The organism is Nocardia sp. GTS18 (assembly GCF_013839555.1).
GTDB classification, from domain to species: domain Bacteria; phylum Actinomycetota; class Actinomycetes; order Mycobacteriales; family Mycobacteriaceae; genus Nocardia; species Nocardia rosealba.
The window spans coordinates 56,961-77,565 of the sequence record NZ_JACBIU010000015.1 but is presented as its reverse complement, the minus strand read 5'-3'; the positions used below and the strand labels follow the sequence as shown (position 1 = coordinate 77,565).

Below are 20,605 nucleotides of genomic sequence, written 5' to 3'. Positions count from 1 at the left end.
GGGCTCAGGTGCGGTGGGAATTGCGTTGGCGGCCAGACGGTGTAGCAGGTCGACGTCGCCCGTTCCCGGGGAGTTAGCCATGTTCCGGCCTGCGTCTCGGCGAAGGTGGGTCGGGCTCACCTGTTGTGCTCGATTCGGGCCGGAAATGGTTGGGTATGACTGTGCGCAGGTAGTGGCCGGTGAGGCTGTCGGGGTTGGTGGCGATTTGGGCGGGGGTGCCGGTGGCGGTGATGCGGCCGCCGTGGATGCCGCCGCCGGGGCCGAGGTCGAGCACGTAGTCGGCGTTGGCGATCATGTCTAGGTCGTGCTCGATGAACAGGACGGTGGCGCCGTTGTCGATCAGGCGTTGCAGCACGCCGAGCAGGACGCGGACGTCGAGGGGGTGTAGGCCGATGCTCGGTTCGTCCAGGACGAAGACAGTGTCGTGCTGGTCGCGGCCGAGTTCGGTGGCGAGTTTGAGCCGCTGCGCCTCGCCGCCGGACAGGGACGGTGTGGCCTCGCCGAGGGTGAGGTAGCCCAGGCCGAGGTCGAGCAGGGTCTGTAGGCGGGCGCTCACCTTCTTCAGATCACCGGTGTGTTCGATGGCCTCGGTGACGGTGCAGGCCAGCAGCTGCGGCAGGCTCAGGCCTTCGTGGGTGTCGTCGCCGTGCGGTGACCGCCGGATGGTGTCGGCTGCCGGGGCGTAGCGGGAGCCGTCGCAATCGGGGCAGATGATGTCGACGTCGGGGAGGAATTGGACGTCGAGTTCGATCTGGCCGGTGCCTTCACAGGTCGGGCAGCGCAGGCTGCCGGTGTTGTAGGAGAAGTCGCCCGCGCGCAGACCGCGCTCCTTCGCGTCGGCCGTGGCCGCGTAGGCGCGGCGCAGGTCGTCGAGGACGCCGCTGTAGGTGGCGACCGTGGAGCGGATATTGATGCCGATGGGTGCGGCGTCGACAACGTCGACGCGAGTGATGTCGTCTGCGGTGATCTCCTGAATATGCTGCGGGAGCGGCGTATTCGCAGCATTCGCGCGCAGTGCCGGGACGAGGCTTTCCAGCACGAGGGTGGTCTTGCCGGAGCCGGAGGCACCCGTGACAGCGGTGAGCCTTCCGCGTGGGATGTCCAGGTCGAGGGCGTGGACGGTGTGCAGTGGCGCGGTGCGCAGATGGATGCGGCCCGCCTCGAACAAGTCGGCCGTGTCGGTTCGGGGGCGGACGCGAATGTCCTCGCGGCCATCGATGAAACCGGCGATGAGGGATGCCTTGTTGTCGACGATACGGTCGAGGGGACCTTCGGCGATGACCGTGCCGCCGTCACGTCCCGAGCCGGGTCCGATCTCGATGAGCCAGTCGGCGGCCCGCAGGATCTGCACATCGTGGTCGACCACGATCACCGAGTTGCCGTCGGTCAGCAGGCTGCGCACGACCGCGAGCAGGCCGTCGACATTGGCTGGGTGCAGTCCGATCGAGGGTTCGTCGAGGACGTAGAGCACGCCGGTGGTGCGGTTGCGTACCGCCCGCGAGAGCGCCACACGCTGACGCTCCCCGGTGGACAGCGTGGACGAGGCACGGTCGAGGGAGAGGTAGCCCAACCCTAGGTCGACGAGCCGCGAAGCCGTCGCGACCATCTGGGCGACGATGTCCTCGGCCATCGCTGCCATCGGCTTCGGCACGTTCGCCGGAATCGTGCGCACCCAGGCGGTGATGTCGTCGAGGGTCTTGCTCGTGGCCTCGGCGATGTCGATGCCCTCGACCAGGGTGGATCGGGCCTGCGGGTTCAGCCGGGTGCCCGCGCAGTCCGGGCAGGCCTGCACGGTCAGGAACCTGTCGACACGGTCGAGTCCCTTCTTGGTGGTTGCCTTCTTCAACGCCTCCTCGACCGCCTGGCGGGCATTGCGATAGGAGGCGTCGAGATCGAACAGCTTGCCGTTCTTGGCCGGATACAGGATGCGTCGTTTCACCGGCGGACCCTCGAAGACGATGCGGCGTTCCTTCTTCGTCAGTGCCGAGAACGGCACGTCGGTGCGCACACCGAGTTCGGCGGCGACCTTCGGCACGGCCGCCAGCCCGAACATCGACCACGGCAGCACCGCGCCCTCATCGATGCTGCGGGACGGGTCGGGGACGAGAGCATCGTCGTCGACCTCCCGCACGGTGCCGGTGCCCGCACACCGCGGGCACGCGCCTTCGCTGTTGAACGCGAAGGACTCTGCGCTCGGCGGCCCGAACACCGTACCGCAGACGGGGCAGGTCAACGGCCGGTCGAGCGCCACATCCATCGTCGGCTCGAGGCGGTGCCCGTTCGGGCAGCGGTGGTGGCCGAGCCGGGAGAAGATCAGGCGAAGACTGTTGAGCAATTCGGTCGACGTTCCGAAAGTGCTTCGTACACCCGGGATTCCGGGTCGCTGACGCAATGCGAGCGCGGCGGGTACGTGCTCGACACTGTCCACGGCCGCGTGCGCCGCCTGGGTGAGACGGCGCCGGGTGTAGGTCGACAGGGCCTCCAGGTAACGCCGGGAACCCTCGGCGTACAGCACCCCGAGCGCGAGCGAGGACTTACCCGACCCCGAGACCCCGGCCACCGCCACCAGCTTGCCCAGCGGCACCGATACATCGATGTTCTTCAAGTTGTGCACGTGGGCGCCGCGCACCTCGATCGCATCGGGTGCCGGGGTGGAGCCTGTGGTCCCGCTCGCTTGCTTGCCCACTGCTTCGTCCCTTCGACGCGACAGTCGATGCCCGGATCCGGCAGGCGGCTTCCGTGTTTCGTTGCGGTCGACCAGCCATGCTGCAACCGGGGCAGGCAGGCCTCCATCAGACACCAGCGGACCTGCGTGCACCGACGGTAACAGTCGCCATCGGCACCCTTCGGCAGCTCGCCATCGCTGTGTCTCGACCACCACGTGGGGCGGGATGGGATTTCCCAGTGGTGACCAAGTGTCCAGGTTTGCGATCGTGTGCATGTCGCGCGCGGGGGTGCGGGTCTGGCGTAGTCTGGCCGAAAATCGGCGAGAGGCGGAGCTGCAGTGATGATTCGTGGGCTGGTTGTTGCGGCGTTGGGAGCCGGGGCCGTGGTTCCGGTGCTGATGGTCGGTGCGCCGACCGCGGCGGCCGACCCCTGTCCGGACGGGACCGCACGGGTGTTCCTGGGGAACTCGACGAACAGTTGCCAGGGGGCCGGGACCGTCAGCTACACCGAGGCGCCGGTGTCGAAGGTGTGCTCGATGACCGGTAGCGACGTCGTCGTCGACATCGAGGGCAACTCGAAGAAGACGCACCGGCACGTGGAACTCACCAACGGCCAGTGCGCCCAGTTCGACATCCACACCCAGATGGCGAACACGGTCACCGTCACCCCGAGCTGAGCGGAGCGACCGCCGCTACTCGGCGTCCTCCTCGACCGGCGGCGTGACGGCTTCCGGACCTTGCTCGAGTAGCAGGCGGAAACCGTCCTCGTCGAGAATCGTGACACCGAGTTCTTCGGCCTTGGCGGCCTTGGAACCAGGGGAATCGCCGATCACCACGAACGCGGTCTTCTTCGACACCGAGCTCGCCGCCTTGCCACCGCGGACCAGGATCGCCTCCTTGGCACCGTCGCGGGTGAAGGTCTGCAGCGAGCCGGTCACCACGATCGACAAGCCCTCGAGGGTGCGTTCGATGGAGGCGTCGCGCTCGTCCTCCATGCGCACACCGGCGGCCCGCCACTTGTCGACGATGGCGCGATGCCAGTCGACGGTGAACCACTCCCCCACGGCCGCGGCGATCGTCGGGCCCACACCGTCGGTCGACGAAAGTTCTTCCACCGTCGCGGATTCGATGCGTTCGAGGCTGCCGAACTCGGCGGCCAGCGCGCGGGCGGCGGTCGGGCCGACGTGCCGGATGGACAACGCGACAAGCACCCGCCACAGCGGCCGGTCCTTCACTGCCTGCAGGTTCTCCAGCAGCCGCCTGCCGTTGGCGGACAAGCCGCCTTCCTTGTTGGTGAACAGCGGAACCGACAGCAGTTTCTGCTCGTCGAGGTCGAACAGGTCGCCTTCGTCGGTGATGGCGCCGGAGCGCAGCAACGCGTCGGCCGCCTTGTCGCCAAGCGCCTCGATGTCGAAGGCGCCGCGCCCGGCGAGATGGAACACCCGCTCGCGCAGCTGGGCGGGGCAGAACTGCTGGTTGGGGCAGCGGATGTCGGCGTCGCCCTCTTTGGCGGGCGCCAGTTCGGTGCCGCAATTGGGACAGTGCGTCGGCATCACGAACTCACGTTCATCGCCGGTGCGGGCGTCGACCACCGGACCGAGGACCTCGGGGATCACGTCACCGGCCTTGCGGATGGTGACGGTGTCACCGATCAGCACACCCTTGCGTTTCACCTCCGAGGCGTTGTGCAAGGTGGCCATCGCGACCGTCGATCCCGCGATGGTGACGGGTTCCATCACGGCGAACGGGGTGACGCGCCCGGTACGGCCGACGTTCACCTCGATGTTCAGCAGCGTGGTGGTCGCCTCTTCCGGCGGGTACTTGTAGGCGATGGCCCAGCGGGGAGCCCGGGAGGTGGAGCCGAGCCGCCGCTGCAACGCCATCTCGTCGACCTTGATGACCTGTCCGTCGAGCTCGTGCTCGATGTCGTGGCGGTGCTCACCCCAGTAGGCGACCCGTTCGATCACCGCGTCCACGCCCTGCACCAGCCGGGTGTGCTCCGACACCGGCAGTCCCCACGCGGCGAGCGCCTGATAGGCCTCGTGCATGGAGGTGGGGCGATAGCCCTCGATACGACCGAAGCCGTGGCAGATCATCCGCAGCCTGCGCTGGGCGGTGATCGCGGGGTTCTTCTGGCGCAGCGAGCCGGCGGCGGTATTGCGCGGGTTGGCGTAGGGCGGTTTGCCTTCGGCCACGATCTGGGCGTTGAGCGTCTGGAAATCCTCGAGCCGGAAGTACACCTCGCCGCGCACCTCGAGCAGTTCCGGGATCGGGAACTCCTCGGTGGCGGTGAGTTCGGTGGGGATGTCGTCGATGGTGCGGGCGTTGAGGGTGACGTCCTCACCGGTTCGCCCGTCGCCACGGGTGGCGGCGCGCACCAGTTTCCCGTTCTCGTACACCAGGTTCAGGGCCACACCGTCGATCTTCACCTCGCACAGGAAGTGCAGGTCGGGACCGGTTTCAGCTTCCACGCGGGCGGCCCAGGCGCGCAGCTCGTCGAAGTCGAACACATTGTCCAGCGACAGCATGCGCTCGAGATGGTCGACCGCGGTGAACTCGGTGGCGAACCCGCCGCCGACCAGCTGGGTCGGCGAATCGGGTGTGCGCAGATCAGGGTGCGCCTCTTCCATCGCCTGCAGTTCACGCAGGAGCGCGTCGAACTCGCCGTCGGTGATGATCGGCGAGTCCCGCACGTAGTAGCGGAACTGGTGCTCACGCACCTCGTCGGCCAACTGCTGCCACCGCACCCGCTGCTCGGGGGTGGCACCTTCGGCACTCACGGAAACCGCGCTGTCGCTCTCACTCACACCCAGCACATTAGTGGAGGCCACCGACACTTTCGGCGACCGTCCGGGCCCGTCGCCGACCCGGCTTCTAAGGACGTTCGAACCCCGGGACGCCGAAGCGCCTGCCTGGTTACGGCACCGGACAGGCGGCCGCTACTCGACGTTCAACGACTCCGGTTCCTCGGCGAAGGCACGCGCCACCTCGGCGCTGAGCGCGAGTGCGCGCCGGGACCATTCGAGGGAGGCGCCGGCCAGCCCACAGGCGGGGGTCACCAGGATCTGGGTGGCCAGGGTCGTGCGAGGGAAGCCGAGCCGGTCGACCAGGCGGACGGCGGGTTCGGCGATCTCGCGCCAGGTGATCGGCGCCGCAGGCGGCTCGGCCGGGGTGAGGCCGAGGGCGATCTTCTTGCCCCGGTCGACGATGTCGCCGAGGGGGTCGAGGTCGGGGGTGGTGATGGTCGCGGCGTCGAAGGAGATGCCGGCGGCGGCGGTGCGGCCGATGGTGGCCAGGGCGGGACGAGATGCGCAGGTGTGCAACAGGACCGGCGCGTTCTGGGCCTCGATCACGGTGTCGAGAACGCGCACGGCGTCGGGTTCGGGAAGCGCGCGAATGGTGTTGAGTATGCTCGGCCCCTGCAACGAACCTTCGAGCACCGTGGTGAGCTGCGGTTCGTCGAGCTGGATGACGACCTGTGCCCCCAGCCTTTTGCGCAGTTCGTCCGCGTGCCGCGCCAAACCTTCGGCGAGGGATTCCGAAAGATCGCGCACCGCACCGGGATCGGTGAGAATCCGATGCCCGCCGGGCAGTTCCACTTCGGCGGCCAGGGTGAGCGGTCCCGCCGACTGCAGCTTCACGACACGGCCGGTTCCGACCAAACCCGCTGTCTCCCAGGCTTCTTCGATCGCATCGAGATCGAACTGGAGCAGGTCACGTGCCCGGCGGGACACCGAGCCCGGGCGGGCGGCCAGCCGGTAACCGCGCGTGGTGGAGTCGAAGCGCAGATCCACCAGCAGCGCCGACACCCGGCCGATCATGTCGGCGCCGATTCCGCGCTGCGGCAGTTCGACCAGGTGCGCGAGGTCGGGCAGTTCACCGATGATCGTCGCGGCAGCTTCCCTCGGGTCGGTGCCCGGCCACGATCCGATGCCCGTGGCGATGCCGCCGACGAGCAGGTCCGCGGGCGCACTCTCCTCGGAGTCCTTGCTTCGCGACAATGTCACGTGCACAACACCTTTCGTGTCGTCGAACGGCGCGCTCCTCAGGCGGAAGCGTCGGTGATCCCCGCCTCGACCCCGGCGCGATCGGTGCCGTTGATGGTGCCGCTGCCGACCACGGTGTCGCCACCGTCGGCATCGGGCAGGTAGAGCACGATGGCCTGGCCCTTCGCGACACCGCTGAGCGGTTCACGCAGCCGCGCGACCAGCCCGTCACCCACCGGTTCGACCACGGCGGGCGCGGTGCCGCCGTGTGCGCGCACCTGCACCACACACTCGACCGGTTCGGTCGGGCGCACGCCGGAGGTCCAGATGGCGCGGTCGGCGGTGATGACGTCGACCTGCAGGTCTTCCACCGAACCGACCTTCACCGTGCCGGAATCGGGGTCGATCCCGGTGACATAGCGCGGCTTGCCGTCGGCGGCGGTGTGGCTCAGGCCGAGGCCCTTGCGCTGACCGACGGTGAACCCGTGCACACCCTCGTGGGTGCCGAGCACGGTGCCGTCGGAATCGACGAGCGCACCGGGGCGGATGCCGATCTTGGCGCCGAGGAACGCCCGCGTGTCGCCGGAGGGGATGAAGCAGATGTCGTGGCTGTCGGGCTTGTTCGCCACCGCGAGACCCCGCTCGGCCGCTTCCTCGCGGATGCGTGGCTTGGGGGTGTCGCCGACCGGGAACATGGCGCGCGAGAGCTGCTCGGCGGTGAGCACCGCGAGCACATAGGACTGGTCCTTGTCGGCGTCGACCGCGCGGCGCAGCACACCGTCTTCGAGGCGGGCGTAGTGCCCGGTGACCACGGCGTCGAAGCCGAGGGCCTGCGCGCGGTCGGCCAGCGCGGAGAACTTGATCTTCTCGTTGCAGCGCAGGCACGGGTTCGGGGTCTCGCCCGCGGCGTAGGCGGCGACGAAGTCGTCGATCACGTCTTCTTTGAAGCGGTCGGCGAAATCCCACACGTAGAACGGAATGCCGAGCACATCGGCGGCGCGGCGGGCGTCACCGGCGTCTTCCTTGGAGCAGCAGCCACGCGAACCGGTGCGCAAGGTGCCCGGCGATGCCGACAGCGCCAGGTGCACCCCGACCACCTCGTGACCGGCTTCCACGGCCCGCGCCGCGGCCACCGCCGAATCGACTCCACCACTCATGGCGGCAAGTACTCGCATCAGGCACCTCCTCTAGCGCCGGCCAGACCCGCGGCCCTGGCCCTTTCGATGACCTGCGGCAGCACGGTCAGCAATGTGTCGATATCGGATTCGGTCGAGGTGTGGCCCAGCGAGAACCGCAACGAACTACGCGCCTGCCACGGCTCGACGCCCATGGCGATCAGGACGTGACTCGGCGAGGCCACTCCCGCGTTGCACGCCGAGCCGGTCGAGCATTCGATACCGGCGGCGTCGAGCAGCATCAGCAGGGAGTCGCCCTCGCAACCGGGGAAGGTGAAGTGGGCGTTGCCGGGGAGCCTGCGTTCATCGGCCGGACCGTTGAGCACAGCGTCGGGTTCCAGCGCGAGCACACCCGAGATCAGCTTGTCGCGCAACGCTTTCAGGCTGTGTGCCGCCTCGACGGAGGCGGCGCGTAGGGCGGCGGCGAAGCCGACGGCGGCCGCCACATCGGAGGTACCCGAACGCAGGTCGCGTTCGTGCCCGCCACCGTGGATCAGCGGCACACACGGCACCTGCCGACCGAGCAGCAACACACCGATACCGTGCGGACCGCCGACCTTGTGCCCCGCGACGCTCAACGCGGCCAACCCGCTCGCCCCGAAATCGACCGGAACCTGGGTCACCGCCTGGATCGCGTCGCTGTGCATCGGAATGTCGAATTCCTGTGCGACGGAGGCCAATTCGGTGATCGGCTGGACGGTGCCGACCTCGTTGTTGGCCCACATCACACTTACCAGCGCCACTTCGTCACCGTGCGCCTCGAGCACTTCGCGCAGCGCGTGCGGCGACACCACACCCTCACCGTCGACAGGCAACCAGCTCACCTGCGCGCCCTCGTGCTGCTCGAGCCACTCCACCGCATCCAGCACCGCGTGATGCTCGACGGAGCTCACCACCAGCCGGGTCCGGCGCGGATCGACCGCTCGCCGCCCCCAGAAAATCCCCTTGATCGCGAGATTGTCGCTCTCGGTCCCCCCGGAGGTGAAGATCACCTCCGACGGCCGCGCCCCCAGCTCCGCCGCGATCGCCTCCCGCGCCTCTTCGAGCGTCCGCCGCGCCGCCCGCCCCGACCCGTGCAGCGACGAGGCGTTCCCCACCGCCCCCAGGGCAGCAGTCATCGCCTCGACAGCGGCAGGCAACATCGGAGTGGTCGCCGCATGATCGAGGTAGACCGTCTTGGGCGCACCCGAATAAGCCGACTTCATGACCGACAAAGCCTACACCCCCGCTGACCTGGTCATCTTCGGGGCCCACCCCTGCTTTCTACGATTTTTCTACGATTTACCCAGGATTTCCAACACGTGTATCACCTACTTTCATTCCCGAATCGTCGAAGATCGGGCCGGTGAGACGGCCGAGAAAGCTAGAGCGAAGGCGCCGAGCTGACGGCCGCAGAGGTCCGCGCACGCGTGCAGATGCGGTTGGACCGCAGACGGCCGCCTGCGTACATCCGCCCGCAGGGCCGTCACCGCGCGGCGGCCGACAACGTCCGCTAGCTGCGCCGCTACCGTGACAAACCCCATATTCCGCAGCCCGGGTGCCGGGGGCGCCGTTGCCCGTGCACGGGGCGGTGCGAGAACGCTGGCCCCTTGTCGTTGTGTTCGCTGTCATCCGGCCGAGTAGAGACCTGATGGCCGTCTAGAGACGATAACGACCACCTACGGGTCCGCCGAGCTCGCCACAACAGGCCTCGTACTGAGTGTTGTGTGGAAACGAATTGAACCCACCACGCAATACGCACGACCGGTGCCGGTGGTGGGTCGTCGAGTGGGCTGGTGTCGCGGCGGATCTCGTCGAGCCTCGCGCGCATGCCGCGGCGGGTGGCCGCGGTGAATCCGGTGCCGACTCCGCCGATGCAACGTAGGCGTCCGTCGATGCCGAGCAGGTCGAACACGATGTAGTTGAAGCGGACCTGCTCGATCAACGCCGGGGCGGGGCGCTGGACGTGCATACGCTGCTGCAGCCGGGAGAACGACGGGGCACCGCGGTCGTCGAGGGCGACGAGTTCGCCGTCGAGCAGGATGGTGCGCCCCTCGGTGATCTCGGCCAGGGCAGTGACGATCTCAGGGTAGGAGCCGGTGAGGTCACGTAAGTTGCGGCTCCACAAGCTGATCCCGGCCGGGGTGCTGGGACCGTGAACCCCACAAGATCAGAGCCTATGCCCGCCCGGCAAGGGTTCCGCTCACGTGACCGACGTTCGACGCGTCACCGGTGCATCGACCCTGCGCGAGACCGGCGAAGCCACCGCCGTGCCCGCTGGTGGTGCGCCGCCGACCGCGTGAGGACGGCGACGATCGGCCGATGACGTCGAAGACGTTGAGCTGCAGGCTGTTCGAGAAGGCCTGCGACTCGACGAGACGCAGTTTCGTGGCGTCCTACCGCAGGATCGTGGTTTCACCCCAGTTGGTAACCAGATCGTCGTCGGTGAGTGTGGTCGACACGACGTACTCGGGCATCTCCTTGTATTCCGCGAAGTCCGCCATGTCGGGCCACACCGGGCTGAATGCCTCGTAGCTGACCCGACCCGTCAGGATCGCGCTGGCCTCCTGCTGTTCACGGCCTTTGATCTCGAAGGCCTCCGGACGAAGTCGATGTTTTGGAAGGTCCACCCGGAGTTGCGGTAGCCCGGCTCACCGCGTTGGGGCGCACAATCGTGGGAGATTCACAGCCATCGCGCATCGGCTGACGATGCCAGCTCCCGCGCTCGCGGGTACTGCGCCTTTCCGGCGTCGTTGCGTGGGACCTTCGGCACCGTCGTCATCACGCGCGGGAGCTTGTACCCGGCCAGCGAGGTGCGTAGGGAGGCACGGAGTTCGTCGAGAGTCAACTGGTGTCCCGGTCGCAATTCGACGACCGCGGCGACAGCGTTGCCGAAGCGTTCGTCCGGCACGCCGACGACGATGCAGTCGTACACCGCCGCAACGGCTTTGATCGCCGTCTCGACTTCCTCGACGTAGACCTTTTCGCCGCCGGTGTTGACGCAGTTCGAGCCGCGGCCGAGGAGGGTGACGCGGGCACCGGGCTCGATGCGGACGCGATCGCCGGGGACGACGTAGCGGATGCCGTTGACGGTCTTGAAGGTTTCGGCCGTCTTGACGGGGTCGTTGTAGTAGCCGAGGGGGATGCGGCCGGCGCGGGCCAGTTGGCCGATGGCGCCGACGTCGGCGGTGAGATCGAGGAGATGGCCGTTGTCGTCGAGGACGACGGAATCCGGGCCGAGGGCGACGCGGGGGCCGTCCTGTCGAACATTCTCGCGGGACTGCGCCGCTGTGCCCTGGAATCCGGTTTCGGTCGCCCCGATCGAGTCGGTGAATACGGTGTTCGGGAAATTCTCGAGCCACCTGTTCTTGACCTCGGGGCTGAATACCGCGGCGCTGCTCGCCACCACGACGAGGCTGGAACCACTGCCGAGACCGTTCGCCGTGCGTCGCTGATATTCCTCGATCAGCGGTCGGGCCATGGCGTCGCCGGTGAGGAACAGGAATTGGACGCGCTCACGATCGATGACGTCCCAGGTGGTCGCGGGGTCGAATTTGGGTTCGAGAATTGTCAGATCGCCGACGAACAGGTGCCGGAGAAGCCCGGTCTGGGCGCCGCCGTGCATGAGGGGGCTCAGCGGGAATTTCACCATTCGGCGAGCTTTCGCGGCCGCCTCGGACTGGTCGAATTCGCCCAGGAGCGTACCGGTTTCGAAATCGGTCCCACCGCCGAAAACCCGCCAATAGTCCTCGTGGCGCCACGTCACGCCTTTCGGGAACCCGGTTGTTCCGCCCGTGTAGATGATATGGATGTCGTCGCCGCTACGTGGCCCGAAGTCACGCGTCCCCGGCTGTCCCTCGATCCCCTCCGCATAGGTGAGGCCGCCGAAACCCGACAGGTCCGATTCGTCGTCGGGAGCCATGGGATCGACCAGCGCCACACACGTATGAATCCTCGGATGCCGGGGTACACAGCGCGCGAGCACCGATGCGTAGGTGCGGTCGTGCAGCACCGCGACCGCGTCGGAATTCTCGAACAGGTAATCGAGTTCCCCCTCGACGTAGCGATAATTCACATTGATCGAAACAGCGCGCACCTTCAATGTCGCCAGCAAGGCGACCACATGCTCGATGCTGTTCTTCGCATACAGCGTCACATGATCCCCGGGCCCGATCCCCCGCCCGGCGAGAAAATGCGCGAGCCGATTCGCGGCGACGTCGAGCTCGCGGAACGTGAGCGCTCGCTCCCCCACCTTCACCGCCGGAAGATCGGGCACCGCATCCACTGCGTGCTCGAACAGATCTGCGATGTTCAGTGCCACGGTTCTCTCCTCATCCGATGCGGTTGTCTCAGCCTTCGACGCAGACCAGCAGCTCGTGCACGCCGTAAACCAACATGTCAGTCCGCAGCGGTACCTGCTCGGGTGGGACCGCGAGCGTCAGGGTCGGGAACCGCGCGAACAGTCGCGTCAGCCCGATCTCGAGTTCGGTTCTCGCCAAGTATTGGCCGATGCATTTATGTGCGCCGACCCCGAAGGAAATGTGGTTCACCGGTGGACGATCGAGGAGCAATCTGTCGGCGTCGTCGAGCAATGCGGGGTCGCGGTTCACCACCGGGACCGAGATCATCACCGATTGGCCCGCCGCAACGGTCACCTCCCCCAGGCGAACAGATTCACTTGCCGCGCGGACCGGGCCCATATGGGCCACCGACAGATAGCGCAGGAGTTCGTCCACAGCCGCTGCGGCGGACACCTCCCCGGCACGGAATCGCCGCAGCTGATCCGGAGCCGACAACAACGCGAACGTGCTGAGTGCCAGCATGTTCGCGGTGGTTTCGAATCCGGCGAGTAGGAGAACCTGACTGATCTGGAACAGTTCTTCGTCGTCGATCTCGGGATCACGAGCAAGGTCGGCGATCAGCCCACTCGACGGCGAGGTGCGGGTATGTCTGATGGCGTCGAGCAGAATCTCGCGCAGCTCGAGAATGGTCGCGATCATCGAGTCGCCCGACGCCGACAGATCGAACAATACGGAGGCCAGCCGTGCGATATCCCCGCTGAGTCGATCGGGAACCCCGAGCAGTTCACAGATCAGGCGCAACGAAACCGGCATCGCGAACACGGCAAGCAGATCGGCTTCACCGGCGGAATCGAGCACCTCGGCCATTGTCGTGATCTGTTCGTCGACGATGTCGACGGCCCGCGGCGCGAACTCCGCGATCCGCCCCGCCGAGAAGTACCCCGCGAGGAGCCGTCGGTACCGCGCATGGGAATCACCGTCAAGACAGTTGAACATGCCCGGGGGTGTGCCGTATTCGCGCAGGATCGGCGGAAGTTCCCGAATCGGCGCTTCGGTCAACTTCCGGTCGGTGCTGAATCGGGAGTCTCTGAGGACGCTGCGCGCGATCCGGTAGTCGGTGACCAACCAGCCTTCGGCACCGCTGGCGAATCTGAGCGGGCTCACCGCAGGCAGTCCACGCAAGCCGTCGGGTGGATCGAATGGACAGGTCCGCTCGGTCGGAATCGGAGACGCCGCGGGGTACGACGCCGCCGCGCCCACTTCTGGTGTCATGTCACCGTCACCCGCGCCAGGAGATCGGGAGCGCACGGAGATGCCAGATGGCTGATTCCTCGTCCCAGTCCAGGTCGTCGATATCGACCGCGAGGCGCAGGCCGCTGAATCGCTCGAGCAGAACACGGAACGCCGTGTCGAGCTCTACCCTGGCGACTTTGTTCCCCAGGCAGTAATGCGCCGCGTAGCCGAGTGTTTGATGTTGGCGCTCGTCGCGGCCGAGCCGCAGTTCCTCCGGATTGTCGAAGACAGCCGGGTCCCGATTCGCGGCACCGGGCGCCGGAACGACGTAATCACCCGGTTGCAGGTGCATTCCGGCGATCTCGACAGGCTCGCGCACGAGCCACGGAATTCCTTCGCCGCCTGCCACCGAGGTGAGCCGCAAGAGCTCATCGATGATGTCGGGGATCCGCGCCGGTTCGTGACGCACCCGCTCGACGAGTTCTTCTTCGACAAGCAGTCTGGCCAGCGACTTGGCCAGCATGTTGGCTGTCGTCTCGAACCCACCCATGACCATCGCGTAGGTCAGAACCACCACTTCGTAGGTGGAAAGGGCAGTGTGCGAGACGACCCGGGAGATGAAGTCCGAGCCGGTATTCCGCTGGCGTTCGTTGACGAGCTCGATGATGTAGACACCCAACCGGGTGCTCGCCTCGGTCGCGGTCCCGGCGTCTCCGCTGTGCCCACCAGCGAGGATCGCGCCGACCATCTCGATGACGAATTCCTCGTCGGTGCCTGGTATCCCGAGGATTTGGCACAGCACACGGATGGAGTACGGCCTGGCGAAATCCCGGACGAAATCGCACCCGTCGCCACGCTCACGCATGGAGTCGACGAGTTCGTTCGCGGTTCGCAGGGCGATGTCCTCGACCTGAGAGATCATCGTGCGATCGAGGACCCTGGTCGCGGCCTGCCGCAGCGCGGCGTGTGTTTTGTCCTTCTGGCACCCGATGGCGCCCGCGAGCATCAATCCGGCGGTCAGGCGGGGCGCTTCCTCGGTATCGATACCCTGGCGGGTGAACTCGGGGCGGCTGTAGATCGCCCGGTTGTCGTCGTAGCCGGTGATGATCCAGGATTCCGGGCCGTGGGGAAGCTGGACCTTCCGTGCACGCTCCCCCTGTGCCAACATCTCCCGCAGCACTGGATCCAAGCCGAGCGATCGGCATGCCGCAGACGGGAATTGGGTGATCTCTTCGTCTTTCAGCACGACTGGGACACCTTCCAGGTGATCGGGATGCGGGTCGCTCCGCCGGACAGCTGGTGGCTCAGCGGTTCGAGCTCTTCGAACGGCACAGCGAACCGCAGTTCCGGTAAGCGCCCGAGCAGCATCGCGAACGCCGTCTCCATTTCGCAGCGGGCCAGCGCGGCACCGACGCAGTAGTGCGTTCCCGCTCCGAACGACAGATGCGACGTGGCGGGGCGGGCGGGGCAGAAGTCACCCGGATCAGCGAAGACCGATGGATCGAGGTTTCCCGCCTCGATGTCCATGACCACCAGGTCGCCGCGCCGGATCGTGCACCCTCCCAGCTCGAAATCGACTGTCGCATAGCGCGGTACACCTGCGACGCGACCCTGCACCGGATGCGGCAACCGCAGGATCTCTTCGACCACCCGTGCCCGCGCGGCACGGTCGCCGACGACTATCTCGGCCTGGAATTCCGGGTGGCGAAGCAGATGGACGATGCCACGGTCGATCAGTGTCACTGTGTTGATCTGTCCGGCGAAGCGCAAGCCGGTCGCCAATCCGATGACGAGGTCGACATTTTCCAGGGCAGGGTGGTCGACCCGCAGACGAATGATGTCGCTGATGACATCGTCGCCGAGGTCGGCTTCCTTCTTCGCGACCAGCTGACGCATGTAATCCTTGAGCTGCTGGTCGGCCGGAGCGGAGATCTCGGGTTCGGCGAGATTGGCCGCCGATTGGGACAACTCCTGAATCAGCTGATGGTCTTCGTCCGGGACGCCGATCAGGCTGGAGATCACCTGCGAGGAGAGCGGTCCAGCGAAGTCCCGTCGTAGTTCGGCGGGCGGTCCGGCGGCGATCATCGCGTCGATCAACGACGTCGTGATCGCCTCGACCTTGGCTTCGATCGCGTGCATGCGGCGCTTGGAGAACGCATGCGCGACGGTACGCCGGATAAGGTCGTCCGGCGGCGGCGGAGCGTTCGGATCGAGGTGCTTGAACCGGATGATCTCGGCGTGGGTGAACCGGGCCGGACATTCGACATCCACCGGCGGGAACCTGTTGAGTCTGCCGTCGGACAGCAGACGACGGATCGTCTGATAGTCCTTCACCACCCAGCTGGGATCTCCCGCCGGTGATGTACCGAGCTCTACGACACTAGGACTCATCAGCTGCCACTCCCTTCCCTAGACCCCTTCATGTCTGCGGTCCCGGCCGTAGATGTTCAGATCGGCCGGTCCGCCGACCACCTCGGCGTCGATTCGTCCCGTGGCGGCGCGCACGAAATCCAGTGGCGTACCGGTGAGCACCATCTCCTTGCCGCCGCTGCCGGCCGTCAGTTCCCGGCCGGTGGACAGGACGACCCTGGTTCTCGGGTAGTCGAGGCGATCGAATTCGGTCGACAACCACTCGGTCGAGATCGTGACCGCGCTGTCGGACAACAGAACTCGCCTGCCGAGCGCGTCGTCCACGTCATCGGCGTGCACGGCGATCTCGTGCACGAGCGTGAGCACTCCGACTCCGAAGGGCTGCCCGGCGACACCGTAGGTGTCCGCTGCCCAGATCGCGTCGTCCAGCGATTCCAGGTGTGGTCGCAGACGCTGCGCGACCGAGCGGAATCCCGATGCGAAGAACTGCGGTGTGGCCTGTGGGTAGGCGAGGGCCTGCACGTCCGGCGGCCGGGTACCGATCGTTCCGTCGATGACGTCTTCGCCGGTCGCGAGTAGATGGGCGAGCACGCCGCGGACGGTCCAGCCCGAACAGCGGGTGGGGTTGTCGAGTTCGCGCACACTGATATCGGCGAATCGATCGCCGAGTTCGCTGTATTCGCGGCATGTTTCATCGATGATGCGAGACTTGTCCCAGTGAACAAGGGTCATGTCGAGTCCTAACTGGCGCGATGCGCCCGCGACAGGTTGCCTGAGTCGGCCCATTCGGGTTCCGTTTCGGAGAGGTCCAATCGGCGCTCGGCCACCGAGAGCGAGCTCACGACGGCGACTCCGAGTACGCCTTCGGCGTCATAGAGCTGAGCGACATTGACAGCCAGCCCGGCCGCGGCCAGGTGCTGGTGCGCTTCGAGCCCGAGGCCGCCTTCGGCCGGTGCGCGCGTGAAAGCCGCTGTCGTGTCGTGGTTGATGTAGCCGATGCCCGTCGATCCCAAGGCGGTGATCGTGTTCGTGAGCTCGGCGGTCGCGGCCAATCGGGCGACCGAGGACATCGGCACGCCCTCGATTGCCTCGACATGGTTGATCCAGATGCGTTTGCGCTGCGCGTTCTGCACATCGCGTGGCTGCTCGGTCCACAGGTCCGGTCCGGCACCGTCGTGGTTCCACCACAGGCCGGGCCTGGTCGGCGGGCCGGGCGGGCACGGTGGTCGCGCTCCGTGCTCGACTGTCCAGAACTCGCCGGGTGGCTGTCGCGACTCGCGTAGCAGTGTGAGGGTCGCCCGCGCCACGAGCTGCCCTTCCTGGTGCGAACTCCAGTCCAGGACTTCGATATTCGCGCCTTTGCGGGTGGTCACCACTGTGGTTTCCAGCCCCGCGAAGCGAACCCGACGCAGGAGTTCCAAGGAGAAGCGGGCCGGGACGAGACCGGTGCCGAAGGCATGGTCGCCGAGCCCCTGCCCGGCCAGGGCTGCGACAGCCGTGCCGTTCACCGCCTCGGGATCCCATTGGCTGCGGGCGTAGCCACTCGGACGGCTGGTCCCCGCCGTGCGCACGAAAAGAGCCACAATGTCCCCTCCGCAGACTGTTCAGTCTGCAAATCACTCTGGGCGGTTCTACTACCCAGCGCCGGGCCGAGATTCCCCGTCGACCCGTTCAGCTTGCTAAGAACCAGTACCAATATGGACAGTAGAACAGGTTCTATTTTGCCGCAACAGTTTTCGCCTCTTCGACCGAAGCCACCGGCGCTTCAGGCTGCACCTCCACACAGGCCACATTCATTTCCCTCGGCGCGCCGAGGACGAATTCGACCACCTGCGCGACATGGTCGGGATCCATCCGCCCCGAATGACGAGCCAGACCCCACCGCCCCCACAACCCGAACAGCGCACCGAGCTCGGCGGGCGCCCAGGTGCTCCCCATGGCAGTGCGCGTCGATCCCGGCCGCACGATCGACGTCCGAACTCCGGTCCCCTCCAACTCCTTCTGCATGGTCACCGCCAGCGCTTCCAAGGCGCACTTCGAGGCGGTGTAGGCAGCCATCATCGGCTTGAACCGGGTCACGTTCTCACTGCTGACGACCACGATGTCACCGCGACGGCGTTCGATCATCGCCGGCAGTAGAGCATGGATAAGCCGGTGTGCACCAATCAGATTCACGTCGACCATGGCCGCAAGACCAGCGGGAGAAAGCTCCTCGACCGTGGCTATGTCGGCGTCACCGGCGCACAGAACCAGCGCGCCGACCGCACCGTGTGACTCACCGAAACCCGCAGCGAACGCCTCGATCTCAGCGGCGGCCGTGAGATCCAGACAGACAGCTGTCGCCGCTCCGCCCTCGGCCCGGATCGCGGCGACAGTACCGTCGAGCCGCGCGGCGTCGCGCCCGGTGGCGACTACTCGGCAACCGGCCACACCGAGGCGGAGCGCCACGGCGGCACCGATTCCCGACGATGCTCCCGTCACCACGACAACTGGTCGCTCGTCCTTCATCCAGATGCTCCCCACATGCGCTACATCGACTGTACGTAGCCTGGACAATGCCAGACATAATGCGGTAGAACACGTTACATTCTAATGAATGAAACCTGTTGCAGTTCTTGCAAGTTGAAGTGAGGGGAATTGTGTTATGGAGTCGCAGTCGAGGTTCGTCCGGGCGTTCGGAGACAGTCCCTACTATCTGACCCTCGTCAAATTCGCGGCCAAGGTCGACCTCGCAGCCCAGCGCCTCACCCGAGGACGCGTCGGGCTGCTGACACTCGGCGGTTTTCCCAACCTGCTGCTGACCACCAAGGGGCGCAAGACGGGAGCCGAGCGGACCGTCTCGCTGCTCTACGTGCCACACGGCGACGACATGATCGTGGTCGGCTCCAATTTCGGCCAGGCCACCCACCCCGCATGGACCGCCAACCTGACCGCCGCAGGGCGGGCGGTAGTCCGCGTCGAGGGTGAAACGTTCTCCGTCATCGCACATCCGGTGCGCGCGGAGCAGCGCGCCGAACTGTGGGCCCACGTGATCGAGCATTGGCCGGACTACACCGACTACGCCGCCCGATCCCAACGAGAGCTGCGCATGTTCGTGCTGAGTCGCGAGTCCGAGCGCTGACGACGCCGTTCGAGCAGTCACGCTCGGTTCTCGGGCAGCCACGACACGAAGGAGGATCCGATGCTGATCTGCGGGATCAAAGCAACCCATGACGGGGGCATCGCACTTATCGACAACGGCCGGTTGGTCACCAGCATCGAAATGGAGAAGATCGACAACCTCGATCGCTATACCCCACTGGGCGACGCCTCGCGCGTCCCGGAGCTCCTACGCACAGCGGGCATCGACCATCGCGATGTGGACGCCTACGTCGTCGACGGGTGGTGGGCACAGCCCGGCCAGGATCCGTTCGAACCGGCCGTACCACTTCGACGCGACGATATGACCGTTCACCTGCCGGTCGCCGCGTACTCCGACTCCCCGGGCCGGTCCGAGCCGATGCAGCGCTACCACTTCGATGCACACGATTTCGGCTCGGGCAAGGGTTATACGAGCTACTTCCACAACGCCAACCACCTACTCGGGTCGTACTGTTCGAGCCCGTTCGCGCAGCGGAACGAAGACTCGCTGGTGCTCGTGTGGGACGGCGGAACGACCCCGCGCCTCTACGACGTCCGGCCCGCGGATCGGTCGGTCCGCGCCGTCTCCTCGCTGCTGCGGGTACCCGGCAACTTCTTCTCCGACTTCAACGCGCATTTCGGCCCCTTCCGTCTCGACGGGCGCGGCCTCGACATGAACGCCCTGATCCGCCACCACCTTTCCGTGGCCGGCAAAGCCATGGCCTACGCCGCCCTCGGCACCCCATCGGAAGCGGCGTTCCCGGTATTCGACGATCTGCTCGGTAGCTTCCCGAGCGTCGTTCCACAGAACGCCGCAGCGATGGCCCAAGCCATACTGGCGAAACGAGATGCCTACCTACCCGGCCTGTCCGATGCGGACATCATCGCCACTTTCCAGGAATACCTGGGACAACGATTACTCGCGGCGCTGGCTCGCGTCGTAGCCGAACACTTTCCCGGCGCTCCCCGAAACCTGTGTCTCGGTGGCGGATGCGCACTCAATATCAAATGGAACAGCCGGATACGAGCGTCGGGACTGTTCACCGACGTGTGGGTACCACCATTTCCGAATGATGCCGGGGCCGCCATCGGCACAGCGTGTTGCGAGATGTGGGGCACCGGGCTGACAGCGCTCGACTGGTCCGTCTTCAGCGGTCCGCCCATTCGCACCGGAACGGTTCCGGAATCATGGACGGTCACGCCCTGCGATGAAGCCGGGGTAGCCAGAATTCTGCACGAATACGACGAGCCGGTCGTCGTCCTTTCCGGCCGCGCCGAACTCGGTCCACGGGCACTGGGTAATCGCAGCATTCTGGCACCCGCTCGGGACACAGCAATGAAGCAGCGACTCAACCTGATCAAGGACCGAGCCGACTATCGACCGGTTGCGCCCATATGCCTCGCCGACCGGGCCACCGAAATCTTCACGCCGGGGGGTAGCGATCCCTACATGCTGTTCGAGCACGAAATTCGCCCCGATTGGGTCGATCGCATCCCGGCGGTCATCCATCTCGACGGCACCGCACGGCTGCAGACCGTCCAACGAACCGACGATATCGCCGCGGCCCGGATCCTGATCGCCTACGAGGCACTCACAGGCGTCCCCGTGCTCTGCAACACCAGCGCGAACCTCAACGGCAGTGGCTTCTTCCCGGATGTCGCGTCGGCCCTTCGGTGGGGTGGCACACGGTACGTGTGGTCCGACGGACTGCTCTACACCAACCCGGATCCGACCCGTTCTATTGCCTAAAACTGAAACACGTTCTATCTTGCTG

Annotated in this window: 17 protein-coding genes; 3 read left to right on the top strand and 14 right to left on the bottom strand. The window is 66.4% G+C overall.

From position 1 onward, the window contains the following. Positions 1 to 73 precede the first annotated feature (73 nt). Positions 74 to 2,686 (bottom strand): excinuclease ABC subunit UvrA, encoded by a 2,613-nt coding sequence (locus HYG95_RS14815; RefSeq protein WP_370465801.1) that lies wholly within the window; start codon positions 2,684 to 2,686, stop codon positions 74 to 76. A gap of 318 nt (positions 2,687 to 3,004) precedes the next feature. On the opposite strand from HYG95_RS14815, the gene HYG95_RS14810 reads away from it, so the two are divergent. Continuing rightward, positions 3,005 to 3,343, top strand: coding sequence for a hypothetical protein (locus HYG95_RS14810; RefSeq protein WP_181698522.1), 339 nt, complete (start codon positions 3,005 to 3,007; stop codon positions 3,341 to 3,343). Between the two features lie 15 nt (positions 3,344 to 3,358). On the opposite strand, the gene ligA is transcribed toward HYG95_RS14810, so the two are convergent. From ligA to HYG95_RS14745, 13 genes are all read right to left on the bottom strand, one after another. Then, complete coding sequence (gene ligA, locus HYG95_RS14805) at positions 3,359 to 5,473, bottom strand: NAD-dependent DNA ligase LigA (protein ID WP_370465800.1); 2,115 nt, start codon at positions 5,471 to 5,473, stop codon at positions 3,359 to 3,361. A 132-nt stretch (positions 5,474 to 5,605) separates the two neighbouring features. Next, a complete protein-coding gene (locus HYG95_RS14800; RefSeq protein ID WP_181698521.1) occupies positions 5,606 to 6,673 on the bottom strand; it encodes a methionine synthase in 1,068 nt (355 codons plus the stop codon). A gap of 38 nt (positions 6,674 to 6,711) precedes the next feature. Beyond that, complete coding sequence (gene mnmA / locus HYG95_RS14795) at positions 6,712 to 7,827, bottom strand: tRNA 2-thiouridine(34) synthase MnmA (protein ID WP_181698520.1); 1,116 nt, start codon at positions 7,825 to 7,827, stop codon at positions 6,712 to 6,714. Beyond that, positions 7,827 to 9,032: a cysteine desulfurase family protein gene (locus tag HYG95_RS14790; RefSeq protein WP_181698519.1), complete on the bottom strand. Its 1,206-nt coding sequence runs from the start codon at positions 9,030 to 9,032 to the stop codon at positions 7,827 to 7,829. The genes mnmA and HYG95_RS14790 overlap by 1 nt, the downstream gene beginning before the upstream one ends. A 299-nt stretch (positions 9,033 to 9,331) precedes the next feature. Then, positions 9,332 to 9,934, bottom strand: a complete 603-nt coding sequence (locus HYG95_RS14785) for a hypothetical protein (protein WP_220139444.1) — start codon at positions 9,932 to 9,934, stop codon at positions 9,332 to 9,334. A 268-nt stretch (positions 9,935 to 10,202) separates the two neighbouring features. Further along, positions 10,203 to 10,436, bottom strand: a complete 234-nt coding sequence (locus HYG95_RS24875; RefSeq protein ID WP_356986381.1) for a hypothetical protein — start codon at positions 10,434 to 10,436, stop codon at positions 10,203 to 10,205. 53 nt (positions 10,437 to 10,489) lie between these two features. Next, positions 10,490 to 12,127: an acyl-CoA synthetase gene (locus HYG95_RS14775; RefSeq protein ID WP_181698518.1), complete on the bottom strand. Its 1,638-nt coding sequence runs from the start codon at positions 12,125 to 12,127 to the stop codon at positions 10,490 to 10,492. A gap of 28 nt (positions 12,128 to 12,155) precedes the next feature. Further along, on the bottom strand, positions 12,156 to 13,271 hold the full coding sequence (locus HYG95_RS25170) for a cytochrome P450 (RefSeq protein WP_181698517.1): 1,116 nt from the start codon (positions 13,269 to 13,271) through the stop codon (positions 12,156 to 12,158). Between the two features lie 115 nt (positions 13,272 to 13,386). Further along, positions 13,387 to 14,586, bottom strand: coding sequence for a cytochrome P450 (locus HYG95_RS14765; RefSeq protein WP_181698516.1), 1,200 nt, complete (start codon positions 14,584 to 14,586; stop codon positions 13,387 to 13,389). Then, on the bottom strand, positions 14,580 to 15,731 hold the full coding sequence (locus tag HYG95_RS14760) for a cytochrome P450 (RefSeq protein ID WP_181698515.1): 1,152 nt from the start codon (positions 15,729 to 15,731) through the stop codon (positions 14,580 to 14,582). Before HYG95_RS14760 ends, HYG95_RS14765 begins: the two co-directional genes overlap by 7 nt. An 18-nt stretch (positions 15,732 to 15,749) precedes the next feature. Next, positions 15,750 to 16,442 (bottom strand): maleylpyruvate isomerase family mycothiol-dependent enzyme, encoded by a 693-nt coding sequence (locus HYG95_RS14755; RefSeq protein ID WP_181698514.1) that lies wholly within the window; start codon positions 16,440 to 16,442, stop codon positions 15,750 to 15,752. Positions 16,443 to 16,450: 8 nt separating this feature from the next. Further along, the gene (locus HYG95_RS14750) at positions 16,451 to 17,293 is read right to left on the bottom strand and encodes an acyl-CoA thioesterase domain-containing protein (RefSeq protein ID WP_181698513.1); all 843 of its coding nucleotides are present in this window, start codon (positions 17,291 to 17,293) and stop codon (positions 16,451 to 16,453) included. A 133-nt stretch (positions 17,294 to 17,426) separates the two neighbouring features. Continuing rightward, positions 17,427 to 18,233 carry an SDR family NAD(P)-dependent oxidoreductase gene (locus HYG95_RS14745; protein WP_181698512.1) on the bottom strand — a complete coding sequence of 269 codons (807 nt, stop codon included), beginning with the start codon at positions 18,231 to 18,233 and terminating at the stop codon, positions 17,427 to 17,429. Between the two features lie 121 nt (positions 18,234 to 18,354). Here HYG95_RS14745 and HYG95_RS14740 point away from each other — a divergent pair, with 121 nt between their 5' ends. Further along, positions 18,355 to 18,831, top strand: coding sequence for a nitroreductase family deazaflavin-dependent oxidoreductase (locus HYG95_RS14740; protein ID WP_181698511.1), 477 nt, complete (start codon positions 18,355 to 18,357; stop codon positions 18,829 to 18,831). A gap of 60 nt (positions 18,832 to 18,891) precedes the next feature. Further along, a complete protein-coding gene (locus HYG95_RS14735; protein WP_181698510.1) occupies positions 18,892 to 20,580 on the top strand; it encodes a carbamoyltransferase N-terminal domain-containing protein in 1,689 nt (562 codons plus the stop codon). The last annotated feature ends 25 nt before the right edge of the window (positions 20,581 to 20,605 follow it).

What these genes read in the sequence shown, in the direction of transcription:
- HYG95_RS14740 (WP_181698511.1), top strand. Translation starts at nt 18,355, where the DNA reads ATGGAGTCGCAGTCGAGGTTCGTCCGGGCGTTCGGAGACAGTCCCTAC.
- HYG95_RS14790 (WP_181698519.1), bottom strand. Translation starts at nt 9,032, where the DNA reads ATGAAGTCGGCTTATTCGGGTGCGCCCAAGACGGTCTACCTCGATCAT.
- HYG95_RS14760 (WP_181698515.1), bottom strand. Translation starts at nt 15,731, where the DNA reads ATGAGTCCTAGTGTCGTAGAGCTCGGTACATCACCGGCGGGAGATCCC.
- mnmA (WP_181698520.1), bottom strand. Translation starts at nt 7,827, where the DNA reads ATGCGAGTACTTGCCGCCATGAGTGGTGGAGTCGATTCGGCGGTGGCC.
- HYG95_RS14755 (WP_181698514.1), bottom strand. Translation starts at nt 16,442, where the DNA reads ATGACCCTTGTTCACTGGGACAAGTCTCGCATCATCGATGAAACATGC.
- HYG95_RS14735 (WP_181698510.1), top strand. Translation starts at nt 18,892, where the DNA reads ATGCTGATCTGCGGGATCAAAGCAACCCATGACGGGGGCATCGCACTT.